At 42.1% G+C, this 15,369-nt stretch carries 12 protein-coding genes; 1 reads left to right on the top strand and 11 read right to left on the bottom strand.

The window, feature by feature from the left end:
• From HNQ43_RS00870 to HNQ43_RS00820, 11 genes are all read right to left on the bottom strand, one after another.
• Entirely contained in the window at positions 1-660 is a 660-nt protein-coding gene (locus tag HNQ43_RS00870) for a tRNA (adenine(22)-N(1))-methyltransferase (RefSeq protein ID WP_183373849.1), read from the bottom strand.
• On the bottom strand, positions 660-1,841 hold the full coding sequence (gene rpoD, locus HNQ43_RS00865) for an RNA polymerase sigma factor RpoD (RefSeq protein ID WP_183373847.1): 1,182 nt from the start codon (positions 1,839-1,841) through the stop codon (positions 660-662). The genes HNQ43_RS00870 and rpoD overlap by 1 nt, the downstream gene beginning before the upstream one ends.
• A gap of 1 nt (position 1,842) precedes the next feature.
• Complete coding sequence (gene dnaG, locus HNQ43_RS00860; RefSeq protein WP_183373845.1) at positions 1,843-3,600, bottom strand: DNA primase; 1,758 nt, start codon at positions 3,598-3,600, stop codon at positions 1,843-1,845.
• An 11-nt stretch (positions 3,601-3,611) separates the two neighbouring features.
• Positions 3,612-4,991: a glycine--tRNA ligase gene (locus HNQ43_RS00855; protein ID WP_183373843.1), complete on the bottom strand. Its 1,380-nt coding sequence runs from the start codon at positions 4,989-4,991 to the stop codon at positions 3,612-3,614.
• A gap of 103 nt (positions 4,992-5,094) precedes the next feature.
• The gene (gene efp / locus HNQ43_RS00850; RefSeq protein WP_183373841.1) at positions 5,095-5,655 is read right to left on the bottom strand and encodes an elongation factor P; all 561 of its coding nucleotides are present in this window, start codon (positions 5,653-5,655) and stop codon (positions 5,095-5,097) included.
• A 445-nt stretch (positions 5,656-6,100) separates the two neighbouring features.
• Positions 6,101-7,477, bottom strand: coding sequence for an NADPH-dependent glutamate synthase (gene gltA, locus HNQ43_RS00845; RefSeq protein WP_183373839.1), 1,377 nt, complete (start codon positions 7,475-7,477; stop codon positions 6,101-6,103).
• A gap of 1 nt (position 7,478) precedes the next feature.
• Entirely contained in the window at positions 7,479-8,321 is an 843-nt protein-coding gene (locus tag HNQ43_RS00840; RefSeq protein WP_183373837.1) for a sulfide/dihydroorotate dehydrogenase-like FAD/NAD-binding protein, read from the bottom strand.
• A 74-nt stretch (positions 8,322-8,395) separates the two neighbouring features.
• On the bottom strand, positions 8,396-9,367 hold the full coding sequence (locus tag HNQ43_RS00835) for a zinc dependent phospholipase C family protein (protein ID WP_183373835.1): 972 nt from the start codon (positions 9,365-9,367) through the stop codon (positions 8,396-8,398).
• 2 nt (positions 9,368-9,369) lie between these two features.
• Complete coding sequence (locus tag HNQ43_RS00830) at positions 9,370-10,836, bottom strand: DUF2779 domain-containing protein (RefSeq protein ID WP_244956999.1); 1,467 nt, start codon at positions 10,834-10,836, stop codon at positions 9,370-9,372.
• 4 nt (positions 10,837-10,840) lie between these two features.
• Positions 10,841-11,785: a helix-turn-helix transcriptional regulator gene (locus HNQ43_RS00825; RefSeq protein ID WP_183373833.1), complete on the bottom strand. Its 945-nt coding sequence runs from the start codon at positions 11,783-11,785 to the stop codon at positions 10,841-10,843.
• A gap of 66 nt (positions 11,786-11,851) precedes the next feature.
• The gene (locus HNQ43_RS00820) at positions 11,852-13,021 is read right to left on the bottom strand and encodes an AI-2E family transporter (protein ID WP_183373831.1); all 1,170 of its coding nucleotides are present in this window, start codon (positions 13,019-13,021) and stop codon (positions 11,852-11,854) included.
• Between the two features lie 198 nt (positions 13,022-13,219).
• On the opposite strand from HNQ43_RS00820, the gene HNQ43_RS00815 reads away from it, so the two are divergent.
• A complete protein-coding gene (locus HNQ43_RS00815) occupies positions 13,220-15,307 on the top strand; it encodes a glutamine synthetase III family protein (protein WP_183373829.1) in 2,088 nt (695 codons plus the stop codon).
• Positions 15,308-15,369: the final 62 nt, after the last annotated feature.

Below are 15,369 nucleotides of genomic sequence, written 5' to 3'. Positions count from 1 at the left end.
TTAAAGATCATTGATCATTTTTTCGATGTTCTTGATTTTTTCAAGTACATCTTCTTTTTGCGAATCGGGTAAACGATTTAAAATCTTTTGCCACTTTCCTTTTTCGTGATGCAAGTAATTCCGATAATCAGAATCGACGATCACACGTACTCCAAAATCCCTTTCCTGTAAGCTCAGATCTTGTTTGGAGATACCATCATAGAGAACATTGAGGACCGGATAAAAATGTCCATCTTCAACGATCTTTTCCTGAAGGATCACAAAACCATTTTGGCTCAAATACTCCCTTAAAGCTTTTCCATCCTTATGCGGAGAAAGAACCAAGTGAGTACCCGGATGTATGTTGTGAAGGCCTTGGATCAAGATCTCTCTGATCAATAGGCCGCCCATGCCAGCAATCACGATTACATCCACATCAAAAGGAAGCTGATCCAAGCCATTCATCAAAAGACATTGAACTTTATCTGAACAACCAGATATTTCAATATTAGCTCTTGCCCGTTGTAACGGCCCTTGAGACACGTCGCAGGCATAAGCTTTTTGAACACGGTTTTCTAGAAGACTTTGAACCACCACATAAGCATGATCACATCCGATATCTGCCAGCACTCTTCCCTGTACAAAAGAAACGATCGTTTCCAATCTTTTTGAGACACTCACTATGATTTCACAAAGTCCTTCAATCGTTTGGAACGATTCGGATGTTTCAATTTGCGCAAAGCCTTAGCCTCGATCTGACGAATTCTTTCTCGCGTCACATTGAATTCTTTTCCCACTTCTTCCAAAGTCCGGGTACGGCCATCCATTAAACCAAACCGAAGACGAAGAACTTTTTCCTCCCTTTCGGTCAATCCTTGCAGTACGTTATTGATTTCATCTTTTAAAAGCTGGTTATTTGTGTAATCATCCGGCGAAAGCGTTTCTTTATCTTCTATGAAGTCGCCTAGATGAGAATCATCTTCTTCTCCGATAGGGGTTTCCAAACTTACTGGATCCAATGCGATTTTTTGAATCTCGCGAACTTTATCTGCGGATACGTTCTCCATTTTTTCCGCAATTTCTTCCGGAAGCGGATCACGGCCAAGATCCTGAACCAGCTGGCGTTGGATTCGGGTCAACTTATTGATCGTTTCTACCATATGAACAGGAATTCGAATCGTCCGCGCCTGATCAGCAATGGCTCGAGTAATCGACTGACGAATCCACCAAGTGGCATAGGTCGAAAATTTAAAACCCTTAGTGTAATCAAATTTCTCAACAGCCTTGATCAAACCGCAGTTACCTTCCTGGATCAAATCTAAAAACAACATTCCGCGCCCTACATATTTCTTGGCAATCGAGACAACCAGACGAAGGTTGCTGGAGATCAGCTGTTGTTTTGCTTCTTCATCCCCCTCCTGGATGCGTTTGGCAATGATCGGCTCTTCTTTCGGGTCCAAAAGAGGGATCTGTCCTATTTCTTTTAAGTACATCTTTACCGGATCGTTGATCTTGGCATGAGATGAATTCGCAAAAGACTGCTCCAAATGGCTGATCTCATCCTCAATGGAACTTTCTTCATCACCGGTTTCATCGATATCAGAGTCCAGGTCATCATCATCCGTAGACTCTAAATCAAAATCATCTTCAAGGTCTTCATCTTGAAATGCGATATCGTTATCATCGCACCAGGAAAACAATTCATCTACTTGATCATCGTCCAACCCCAGATCCGTAATCGAATCTAAAAATTGGTTCTGAGAGATGCCCAATCCAGAATCTTTCTGCGACAAAAGATAATTCTGAGCATCTTCCAATGTCTTAAATTTTTTTAATGTATTTTTTGCTTGTGAATCTGTCATGCTATCCATCCTTTCGACGAAGATTGTTTTTTTGAATAATCAATTCTTTTTTCTTCATAGCCAAATCGATTTTCGTCTGCCCCTCCGGGGTCTCTAAAATCTGGCGATTGAGCTGGTCGATTTGATCCTGCAAAGTGCATTCTTTGATCTTATCCATACTATCTGTAAAGAAACGCTCATCAAAATGTTTCATCCGATAAGGATCTTGCCTTATCGAAATCAAGAAATTTTGCAGATCTTCTTCATCGATCATGGCAATCAATTCATCAAAATCAAAGCGATTCTTTTTACGATATAGATCGTAACAATAATACGATAACCGATTGCATAGATCTTCTTTAAAGAAGCCGATTTCTTCTTTGAAACGCATAGCTGCGTCCTTGCTCAATAAGATCATATTCAAGCAAGCTCTTTCCGCCTGCGAACGTCCCTGCTTAGGCTGTTCGACATAGATTGCCGCAGTCTGAATTCGTTTTTTTGGACCCGCTTTGGGAGCGTCTTGTTTGATATCCAAATCAAAACCCGTCATCGCCCGGATCTTGGTAAAATATGTGTTTCTTTCAAATTCATTACATGTTTTTTGAATACAATTCTGCATCTCGGATGCAAATCGTTTCTTATCTTCATAGTTATCCAGATCATAAAGTCTCGAAAGATAGTCCAGATAAAACTCAGCCAATGACTGCGTTTTACGAATCATATCCAGTAACCCTCTTTGGCCGCTGGCCATGAAAATCTCATCCGGATCCTGATTCGAGAATGCTTTTACGATTTGAATATCCAAGTTATATTCCAGCGCTAGTTTAGAAAACTTATAGGTGGCTTCCTGCCCGGCCCGATCACCATCATAACAAACTATGACCGGCACCCGCAAAGCCTTGATCAATAACAGCTGTGCCTTGGTACATGCCGTTCCTAAACAGGCAATGCTTTCATGGATATCCGCTTTTTCAAAAGCGAGGACATCCATAGCCCCTTCGACTAAAATAACACGGTTGTTTTTTCGCGCAAAATTTTTTGCCCGATGGTAATTAAAGATCAAATTGCCTTTTTCATAAATCCTGGTCGAAGAAGTATTGATATATTTAGGACTCGCTTCTTCTTCGAGAAGGCGGCGAGCCGTAAATCCAACCGGATGTCCTTGGTCATCATGAATTGGGATCATCAACCGGTCATGAAAAGAAGCCGTGATTCCATACATTCCCTCCTGGATCAGCCCGGTGTCTTTCAGATAATCTTCTGAATATCGTTTCGCACGAAAGAAATTTAAAGATCTCTCTGAAGCAGGTGCATATCCTATCTGAAACCGATTGCGAATATCTTCGTTGATCTGTCTTTTTTGAAGGTATTCCTGACAGACCAGACCCTCTTCGCTTTGCAGTTCATAAGCACAAAAGCGAATATACGATTCTAATACATCAAAATACGGTTGCTCTTCCGGGACCTTTTGTTCGATTGAAAGATCCACATGAAGAGGATAGCCAATCATTTCCGCCACCTTGACGACCGCTTCTGGAAAAGAAATATTCTCTATTTTCTGGACGAATCCAAAAACATCTCCGCCGGTACCACAAACAAAACACTTAAAGATCTGCTTATCGGTAGAAATAGATAAAGAGGGGTCATGATCATCATGAAAAGGACAGACCGCCACATAATTTTTTCCTTTTTTGTTCAAAGAAAGATAATGACTCATCACATCCACGATATCCGCTTGTTGGCGAATCGCCCGCATATCTTCTTCACGGATCCAACTCAAATTACCACCTACTAAAACTGAATTTTGTCTTCAATATATTGTTTAAGATCAGAAATCGCAATACGTTCCTGTTCCATAGAATCGCGATCACGTACTGTAACACAACCATCTTGTTCTGTATCAAAATCGATGGTTACACAATAAGGTGTTCCGATCGCATCCTGACGTCGATAACGCTTACCGATATTTTGATTCTCATCAAAAGTACAAGCAAAAGATTTTGACAAGTCTTCAAACACATTCATAGCTTGATCGGAAAGCTTTTTCGATAAAGGCAGTACCGCTACTTTGTACGGAGCCAAAGCAGGATGCAGCTTTAGAACTACACGAGAATCTCTTTCCAATTCCTCGACTGAATAAGCCTCACACATTAACGCAAGCAATAAACGTTCGACACCCACACTTGGTTCAATAACATAAGGGATATATTTCTCGTTCGTTTCAGGATCAAAATATTCCAAAGATTGTTTGCTGGTTGTCTGATGCGCTTTTAAGTCAAAATCCGTACGGTCGGCAATTCCCCAAAGTTCACCCCATCCGATAGGATCCGCAAAATTGTATTCGATATCACTCGTCCCATTGGAATAATGAGCCAACTCTTCTTTGGCATGTTCACGTAAACGGATATTGTCTTCAGAAAGACCTAGATCTTTCAAGAACTGTACACAGGCTTTACAGTAAAAATCAAACCATTCTAAATCCGTTCCCGGCTTACAGAAAAATTCTAATTCCATTTGCTCAAACTCACGCGTACGGAAAATAAAGTTTCCCGGTGTGATTTCATTGCGAAAACTCTTTCCTACTTGGCCAATGCCGAAAGGAAGTTTTTTTCGCATCGTTCTTTGTACGTTCTTAAAATTAACAAAGATACCTTGTGCTGTTTCAGGGCGAAGATAGATGGTGCTTTTCGCATCTTCTAACACACCTTGAAAAGTCTTAAACATCAAATTAAACTGACGGATGGGAGTGAAATTCTTCGCTCCACATTTAGGACAAGCGATCTCATGTTTTGAAATGAATTCTTCCATTTCTTCATTGGTCCATCCATTAGGGCTCACTTCATGATGGGTCGCATCTTCAATCAGCTGATCAGCACGAAAACGCGACTTACATTCTTTACAATCCATCAATGGATCGCTAAAGCCCCCAACATGACCGCTGGCAACCCAAACATTCGGATTCATTAATATCGCGCTTTGAATACCTACATTATTCGGATCTTCTTGAATAAAGCGTTTCCACCATGCGTTTTTGATATTCTGTTTTAATTCGACACCCAGTGGTCCAAAATCCCATGTATTGGCCAAGCCTCCGTAAATCTCCGATCCTTGATAAACAAAACCGGAAGTCTTCATATGATTGACAACTTCATTAAAATCGTGAGTATTCATTTCTCTTCTCCTTTTTCTTTCTTTTAACCATCAAAAATCGACAGAAATAGACGATACTTATTATACAACAAAAAAAAGACAAAAAAAAGAAGTCGATCGACTTCTATTTTGCACGTCCAGAATATTTTCCATCGTTAGTATTTACCACGATCATTTCATCCTGGTTGATGAATAAAGGAACTTTCACTTCCAAGCCTGTTTCTAGAATCGCATTCTTGCTGGCGCTGGTCGCCGTATCCCCTTTAACAGCCGCTTCGCATTCTACCACTTTCAAAACCGCTTTATCGGGAAGAATAACCCCTAAAATCTCTCCTTCATAAGAAGAAATAGAAACATTATCATTGGCTTTTAAGAATTTCTTTTCCCATTCCAGACGATCCGAAGGGATCTCTACTTGTTCAAATGTTTCATTATCCATAAACACCAAAGAATCTTCTGTGTCGTACAGATACTGCATTTCTCTTTTTTCAATATTAGCAGGTTCAACCTTTTCTCCTCCGCCCCAAGAAAGTTCCACGTTGCTTCCCGTACGAAGATTGCGAACCTTAGCTTTGACCACCATCGCACTGCGTGCTGTTTTATTCTGTGAAATATCTAAAACAGTATAAATATCACCATCCACGTTAATTGTTTGTCCTGGTTTTAAATCATTTGAGCTGATCATAATATCTCTCCTTTATTTTCCTTAATCATTCTAAGATAAATATCGACAATGTCAAGAACCATCCTATAAGCATCAACTAAAAAACGGATGGTCCTGACACTCTTCAACCATAAGTCAAGATCTTGTCTGCTGAAAATAATAAGAACTGCATCTAAAAACTCATTATCAGACAAAATACTCAAGTTTCTGTTTTGTCCTTTATCCTGTCTATCTCATACATATAGTTCCAAAATGATAAAAAGCACTCCCAAGAGTGCTTTCTATCAAGTATCGAAAGGAATCGATATGAATAAATACTCCTCACACACAATAAGGAAGGATGTAAGTATGTGAGTTGTTGAAACTGAGCCCGGTTTCAACTTTATCCGTTTTCAATATACACCTGAAAGAGCTGAATGTAAACCCTTTCATTTGTAAATTTTTCAAAAATGTAAAATTTTCAGAATTAACGAAGTTTGCGATCAATGGCAGCCGCCGCCTTTTTTCCGGCCCCCATCGCATTGATGACAGTGGCCGCTCCGCTCACGGCATCCCCGCCGGCATAGATATTCTCTCGTGATGTCATTCCTTCTTCATCGCAGATAAAACATCCTTTCCGGTTGACCTCCAAACCTTCCGTCGTATGTCGGATCAGAGGATTCGGACTGGTCCCGATCGCCATGATCATACAGTCGATATCGATCGTAAAATTCGATCCCTCGATCGGTACCGGACGTCTTCTTCCGCTGGCATCCGGTTCTCCCAGTTCCATTCGGATGCATTCGATCTGCGTACACCATCCTTCTTCGTTTCCTATCACCTTCACCGGATTGCATAACAGATCGAAAACGATCCCTTCTTCCTGTGCATGCTCGACCTCTTCTTTTCGTGCCGGAAGTTCTTCCATGCTCCGGCGATACACGATATGGACCTCTGCCCCCAGTCGTCTGGCACATCGTGCGGCATCCATGGCCACGTTACCGCCGCCGACAACCACGCATCTTTTGGGATGTTGGACCGGTGTATCGCTCTCTTCTCTATATGCCTTCATCAAATTGATCCGTGTCAAAAACTCGTTGGCTGAATAGACCCCTTTACAGTTTTCTCCCGGCAGACCCATAAAGTTCGGCAAACCGGCCCCCGAACCGATAAACACCGCTTCATAGCCCTGTTCCATGATGGAATCGATGGAATCGCTTCGTCCCACGACAAAATTCGTTACGATCTTGACTCCCATCTCTTTTAAATGACCGATCTCTTTTTGAACGATCTCTTTGGGCAAACGGAATTCCGGGATCCCGTACATCAAGACCCCTCCCGCTACATGCAGCGCTTCGAAGATCGTGACCTCATATCCGGCCTTCGCCAGATCGCTGGCACAGGTCAATCCGGCCGGCCCGGCTCCTACGACGGCCACTTTATGACCGTTGCCTGCCGGCTTTTCAAAGGGAGCATCGTTATGTTCCCGATGATAATCCGCCACGAACCGTTCCAGACGCCCGATCGCAACCGGTTCTGTTTTGATCCCGCGAACACATTCTTTCTCACACTGGCTCTCCTGTGGACAGACACGCCCGCAGATCGCCGGCAGTGTGCTTGTCAAAGAGATGATCCGGTAAGCTTCTTCGAATTCTCCCGTCTTGACTTTTTCTATGAAATCCGGGATGCGCACATTGACCGGACAACCGCTGACACAGGGCTGGTGCTTGCAGTGCAGACACCGGTCGGCCTCTTCGATCGCCATCTCCCGCGTATAGCCCAGGGCCACTTCCTCAAAATTCGTGATCCGCACCTGAGGATCCTGCACCGGCATCGGCATTTTCTTCGGGCTCATATTCGGCATCTTACTGCACCTCCTTCGTCAGAAGATTGCACGTCTCTTCTCGTTTATGTGTCTCAAAATCTTTATAGGCCATATTCCTAGACATGGCTTCATCAAAATCCACCAGATGTCCATCAAAGTCCGGTCCATCCACACAGGCAAACTTGATCTCGTTTCCGACTTTCAGGCGGCATCCGCCACACATGCCGGTCCCGTCGATCATGATGGGATTCATCGAGACCGTGGTCGGGATCTCATATTTTTTCGTCGTCAAAGAGACGAACTTCATCATGATGACCGGTCCGATCGCGATCACTTCATCAAATTTCTCGCCGTTTAGGATCAGGTCTTCCAATTTGTTCGTGACCAGTCCCTTTTCACCGACGGAGCCGTCATCGCTCATCAGATAATAAGCATCGCTGACATCGGTGAATTCCTTTTCCAGGATCACGAGATCCTTGTTTCGAAAACCAACGATCGTCGTGACATCCGCTCCGGCCTCATGGAAAGCCTTTGCGGTGGGATAGGCGATCGCACAGCCGACGCCGCCGCCGATCACACAAACTTTCTTATTGCCGTCGATCGCACTGGGTTTGCCCAGCGGACCCACAAAATCCTGGAGAAGATCTCCTTCTTTCATTTCATTCAACAACATCGTCGTCTGTCCGACCACCTGAAAGATGATCGTGACCGTTCCTTTTTCAGGATCGCTGTCGGCAATCGTCAAAGGGATCCTTTCTCCTTGTTCACGTACACGTAAAATAATAAACTGTCCGGCCTTCGCCCGTTTGGCCACAAACGGCGCTTGAACGACCATTCGGGTCACTGTCGGATTCAAGTTTTCTTTTTTCTCAATTTTATACATCGTCTTCCTCACCCGCGCTAAATTATAACATAATCAATATTTATTTTCACATTTAGTTACTGAAAAAATTTTCATTATTCAAAGACCGGATCAAAGAAACGCATCTTTCGATTCTCATCCAATCCCGTGTTATAGTCTTTATTTACGATATAAGATAAAAAATCCTCTTCTCTTTCTGGATGCTCTACAGCATCTAAGAATAAACCAATGACATGAAAAGCCTTGTCCATGGCTTTTTCATAAAGATCAAAAAAGCTTTCTGTGCTTCGTATCGAATCATCACAAGGATGAATCCATTCATTATGCAGCAGATTCATCGTATCAAAAGGATCTTCTGGTGTATTAGGAACAAAAAAACCAGAGATCATACTTTCTAAGCCAAACAATCTTTCTATCCGAAAACTGGTTTCAAATTTTTTGCCGGATGCATCGTAAAAGAGCTTTTCCACAAAGGTCCAGTCTTCCAAGCTTTCTTTGATTTGATAAGGACGAATCTTCACGTCATAGACATCCTTTGCGATAGGAACATAAACTCGCGCGATAGCTCGAACCTGTTCTAACGTAGCCATAGTAATAGTATATGCCCGATACTCTTGAATCGTTTGTTCCCGTTTGACTTTTAAAAGAATGGCATCGATCAGCGATTCAAAGCGATGATGCCACCAGCTGTTGATGGATTGTCCATGTCCCGTCCGATAATAAACATATGGATGAGCCGTGGAATCCAAACACCAATGCAGCAGATGACCAAGAACATAAGCTTTCATATCCGTTTGGATCGTTTGATCCTTTTCTTTTTGAATGCACTCCAATGCTTTTTGATAAAACTCAGATGTTTTTGTCGCATGAACCGTATTTCCCAAACGTCCTAATTCGCTTTTTTGAAGAAGACGCGAAGGCGACAAGCCATGAAAAAACAAGAAATCCGGTCCATTGGAACCAATTTCAACCAGTTGTTTGCGAGGATCTAGCCACTCCTTCAATGAAGGAGAAGCCTCTTGTAGAAATTCGTCCGCAAAAAGTGTGTGGGTGATGATATTTGGCATCGCTATTCCTCCTTGAGTTTCTTTAACAAACCATGATACACGATATATTCCGCATAGGTATCCATACGGCAATAATTTCGAATGTCTTGAGAAATCTTTCTTTGTTCACTCTTGTCGGCAAGATCAAATGTCCGATAAGCCATGACCGCATTGATTCCATTATGAATCGCGAGCTGCTGATAAGATACCTCATCGGTAAAAAGAGGTAAGATATTCTTCAAGGAATAATGACCTCGCATACGATTCTCATAATAGACGCCCGTTTCAAACGGTTTCGAAAGATCGACCATCCGATCACAAATAGAAACTAAAGCTTTCTGGTATTGCGGAAATTGTTGTGCTAACTGAAGCAGGCGCAGTTTTTCTGCCCCTTCCATATTATAGACCAAGATCGAACCAGACTTTGGTAAATTATCGATCAGCGACCGAATGAAGGCTTCCCGACAATCTTGTACTCCAAAAAAATCGCGATGATCCAGCATTTGATCACGATCCTCAATATGCAGACTATATTGAAAACATAAAACATCAAAGGGTTTCATCCCCGGATAAGGCGGAATCCCAAAAGTGTCCCATTCAAAATCAAGATAACTGATCGGATATTGAATCTGTTGAAACCACGTCTGTAAAGCACATCGATCCATAAACGAACCATATCGGCTTGCCATAACTTGAGCATATTGCAGTCTTGAACCTTCGATCATGGAAAGATCCATATCTTGTATGTGCTCAATTCCCTTTTGAAATACTTCCAATTTATACTGAGAAGTTGTCAAGAACAAGGAAGAATCGTCCGGAAGCAAGCTATCATCAAAACAATCTTCGTAAAATGTACATCGCCGCCCAGCAGTGCATTGTTTATTTCGCTGCATCGTTATCGCTTCTTGTTCAAAAAGGACATTCGCATCTTGAATCATGGTTTCCAGATCCGGATTCAGCGCATCAAGCACTTCCTGAATCGGTTTGGAAGGATGATTGCGGCGATTAAAAAAACAATCGCTTCGAAAAAACAACGAATCCAGATCTAATGATTCTTGGCGAACATAATCCTTTTGTATAAGGATGACTTCATGAGAAACAATGTTGATTCCACACTGTTTTGCGATCATTTGATTGAGTTTAAAACGCAGTGCTTCACTCTCATGTACCGTACTATTCAAATACGGATATATGGCATGATATCCATTTGGCTTCTTGATCAGGATAGGGATCTGTGTACGACATTCCCGATAGGAAAACCGTGCATGCAAATAAACAGGGGCCCCTTTCATTTTCTGAAGAGTCGCCTCATTGGTATCACCCACTTCTCCATGGGGAGCTTCTTCAATCTTCAAATAGCGTTTCCAGAGGCTGGAATAGGGCTCGATCATATGAAAGTAATGAAGCGGGGTTTGCTTTTTATGATAGTAATTCCATGCCAGTTTAGGGCACCGTTGCATATGTAATAAATCGGAGACATGTGTCATCATTTTTTTATTCACCAAATTCTTTCCATTGATTGATCTTTCCTTGAAACTCCTTGACAAAATCTTGCGGTTCCAAGATCTTGACCAAACCGTCAAACGAAAAGATCTGCCGATATAGTTCATATCGGTCAAAACATAAAAAACCATATTTTTGCTCGTCAATCTTCGTTACTTCATGACCCCAGCTGCCAAATTCTTCAAAACGAGATTGAATGGCAGGATCGACCCATACAATCACTTTTTGAACATCGGAACGAATCAAGCCAAAGCGTGAAATGACCTGATGCAGCTGATAAGATGTATCCCAAAGAAATGATTGAGATGTGATCTGCAGATCAAAAAGGCGCTGCGAACTAAAACGATAGATTCGATAATCTTTTCGGCTATGGGAAAAGCCGATCAGATAATACGCTTTTCGATAATGTACGATATCATAAGGATCAACTAAGATCTTTTGCGGTTTGGGATCCTTAGAACCTTGATATTGGATCTGAATACACAGGCGAAGCTGAATGGCTTCCCGCACCTGATCGATCCATTGTTCGACTTGTTGGTCAAAAGAAGTAAAGGGACTCTCAATATAAGTTATCCCCCGATTATCCGGTTCACAAACTTGGCCCAGGATCTTATCCATGGCTCGATGAAAATCCTCATAGTGCGTAAACTCTTTATGTTGATGAATAAAAGCAGATGCTTCTTTTAATGCCAATGTTTCATAACGAGTCAATTTAGGAACAGGAAACAAAGCGCTCTTCTCCAATAAATATCCGCCGTAAGGTCCTTTTTTATGCTCGATTGTAAATCCAGCTGTTTCTAATTCTTTACGATATTCACGGATGTTGCGAGGATTCGTCTCAAGAAGAGCCGCTAGCTTCTCTGTTGAAATCGGTTCCTGAATCGCTCGTGCCTTTAAGATCATCAACATGCGAATCGTTAATGCGGTTCGATTCAATTCGATTCCCCCTGACATGTTCCATTGTACTCTAAAACACTCTGAAAAAAAACGTCTAGGCACACCCTAAACGTCTTGTACTTGGTTTTCCTTTTTGCGGTTTCGCTTCCAGACATCTTCGCGGATCAATTGATAGATACAAGAACAAACCGGAATAAAAACGATCATTCCAATGATTCCCGCCAAAGAACCTCCTAAAGTAACCGCTACGATCACATACATAGGCGGCAAGCCTACGCTTCGTCCGACGACATTTGGATAAATAAAATTACCTTCTATCTGCTGTATGCAGATAAACATTATTATAAAGTAGACAGCGCTCATGGGATCTTCTACCGATATGAACAAGGCCGCCAAGATAGCGCTGACCAATGCCCCGAACATCGGCACAAAAGCGCCGATCGCGACAATCAAACCCGTTAAAACCGCATAAGGAATTTTGAAGATCGTACACCCAAGGAAAACTAAAGATCCTAAAATCAAGCATTCACAGCTTGTCCCGGCAATATAGCTGGTAAAAGTCTTCTTGATGATATGACAAACGTGCATCGTCTTCTTATACTGAGGCGTAGAAAGATATGCCTTCAACAAGGCTTTGAGCTGACGGACAAAAGTTTTCTTGTTGAACAATAAGATAAAAGAAAACATCACGGCAATACAGGATGTCGCAACGACAGAGATCGTTGTCGTTAAAGCCGAATAGATCGAATCAAATAAACTGTTGGCTCCTCCCGAAAAGATCCAGCTCAAAACATCCGGCACCATCGAAGATAGATTGGAAAGATCTGTAAAAGAAGATCGCATATTCACCAAAGGTTCGTGAATGGAAGGAAAGGTTTCGGTGGTTTCTAAAAGCCACTTATAAAACTGATCGATAGCCCCTGGTGCTTGTTCCACTATACTTTGTAGAGATGACAACAGCTGCGGACTCAATAAAAAGATGAATCCGAAGATGATGGAGAAGACAAATACAATAGCCAAGATATTCGCAATAGCGCGCGTACCTGTTGATTCTTTAAAATGAAGCCATTTACCCCCGTATTTAATAATAGCGTTAGCTACAATATTAAAGATAAAGGCCAGCCCGGCTCCAAATATGAAAGGATTGCATATCGCAAGAACCTTCCCTAAAAAAGCTAATATCACATTAAAATTAAAAATAATCAAAACAAGGACAGCTGTAAACAAGATCAAATGCTTGATCATTGCCTCCCAGTCGCGTGTGTTTTTATTCATGCGTTCACCTACTTGTTTTTATTCTACGTCAATTCGAGACTGAACTCAAGAAAACCATTTCCAATCGAATCAAACAAGAACTATACAGAATCGACAGATTACTTATACAAAACAGATCCGTGAAATCACAAAGGATGGATTTTTTGTTTCAATCCATTTGAAATATTGATAGAATATCCGTAATGGAGGAAGCAACATATGAAAATTGTAGACGAATATTTTGGATGTGATGTATTTGGTCCTGCCGCCATGCAGCGATATCTCCCGCATGCGATCTATAAGCAGATGATCGCCGTTATGGAACATGGTAAAGAGCTGCCAAAGGAGATTGCCGATACCGTCGCAAATGCTATGAAGGATTGGGCCATGGATAAAGGGGCTACTCACTATACCCATTGGTTTCAGCCTATGACAGGCATCACGGCTGAAAAACACGATGCCTTCATCAACCCCACTGGGCCGAATGCCGTGATCAGTGATTTTAGAGGAAAAGAGTTGATCAAAGGTGAACCCGATGCCTCTAGTTTCCCAAGCGGTGGTTTGAGAGCAACATTCGAAGCCCGTGGCTATACGGCTTGGGATCCGACCAGTTTCGCTTTTGTCAAAGAAAAGACACTTTATATACCAACGCTGTTTTGTAGCTATGACGGCTCAGCTTTAGATAAAAAAACACCATTATTGCGCAGTATCGATGCATTGGACAAAGCCGCTGTTCGTCTTTTAAACATAATGGGTTATGATGTGCAGAAGATCACAATCACGGTTGGCCCGGAACAAGAATATTTTTTGATCGATGAGAAAATGTTCAAAGACCGGATTGATCTTCTGGCAACCGGCCGAACTTTGTTCGGGGCTCCGCCGGTGAAAGGGCAAGAACTGGATGATCATTATTTTGGAAACATCGACGAACGCGTCAAAGCATATATGGAAGAGGTCGATGAAGAACTGTGGAAATTGGGGGTTTATGCCAAAACAGAACATAAAGAAGTTGCTCCTTGCCAGTTTGAGCTGGCTCCCGTTTTCTCCAGCGCCAACATTGCCAATGACCAGAACCAAATCACGATGGATGTCCTGAAACGTGTAGCTGCGCATCATGGATTTGTTTGTCTGCTACATGAAAAACCGTTCGAAGGCATCAACGGATCCGGGAAACACAACAACTGGTCCTTCACGACCGATCAAGGTGAAAATCTTTTAGAACCAGGCGATAATCCAAAAGATAATATCCGTTTTTTGACCATCTTGGCTGCCATTATCAAAGGTGTGGATGATTACCAAGATCTATTGCGTATTTCTGTTGCATCTGCCGGAAACGATCATCGTTTAGGGGCCAACGAAGCACCGCCGGCAATCATCTCGATCTATCTAGGAGAAGAATTAACCGCAATCTTAGAAGCCATCGAAGAAGAAAAAGAATATATTGACAGCGCCAACAAAAAATTAGAGTTGGGAGTCAGCGCTTTACCGACGATTGCCAAAGACTCAACCGATCGAAACCGGACAAGTCCGTTTGCGTTTACTGGAAACAAATTTGAATTTCGTATGTTAGGATCTGCATTAAACATCTCTTGTCCCAACACGATTTTAAACACGATCGTTGCCGAAGAATTGACACAGTTTGCGGATGAGCTAGAAAACTATGCAGCTGAAGACCTGACAAAAAAAATCATCGATTTGATTCGTCGTACGCTTAAAGATCATAAACGCATCATCTTCTCTGGTAACGGATATAGCGAAGAATGGCGTTTAGAAGCACAAAAACGAGGCTTGATGGAGCTCAAAACAACGGCTGATGCACTTCCTCATTATACGGACCCGAAAAACTTGGCTCTGTTTGAAAAACATAAAGTGTATTCAGCCAGTGAACTGCATGCTCGCGAGAATATCCTGTTAGAAAACTATTATCAAGTCATCGTGATTGAAGCCAAGACAATGGCTTATATGTTGAGAAAACAGATTCTCCCGGCAGTCTTTGAATACGAAGCCAAATTGGCGACGATCATCCAAACAAAGAAAACAAGCGGTATCGATTCTCCGTTAGAAGAACAGATCTTATTCAACATCAACGATCCATTAGAACTTGTATCCAAACATTTAGAAAATCTGGAAGAACTCTTAGAGAGCAATCCGGAAAACGAAAAAGAGAAAGCTGTTTTTGCTGCTGATAAGATCTTGCCTTTAATGGAAGCAATCCGTTCATTGACAGATACGATCGAAAAGAATATTCCTAAAGATTTCTGGCCATTGCCAGACTACAATGATATGCTCTTCCGCTCTACCCAATAAAAAAGAAACCCGATTCCCCGCCTCCTAATAAGAAAACATGAGATAGTCCAGTAAAATCAATG

The sequence above is a fragment of the Faecalicoccus acidiformans genome (assembly GCF_014202635.1).
In the GTDB taxonomy this organism is placed as follows: domain Bacteria; phylum Bacillota_I; class Bacilli_A; order Erysipelotrichales; family Erysipelotrichaceae; genus Faecalicoccus; species Faecalicoccus acidiformans.
Note: the sequence above shows the minus strand (reverse complement) of the source record. Positions and strands in the feature narration are given on the sequence as shown.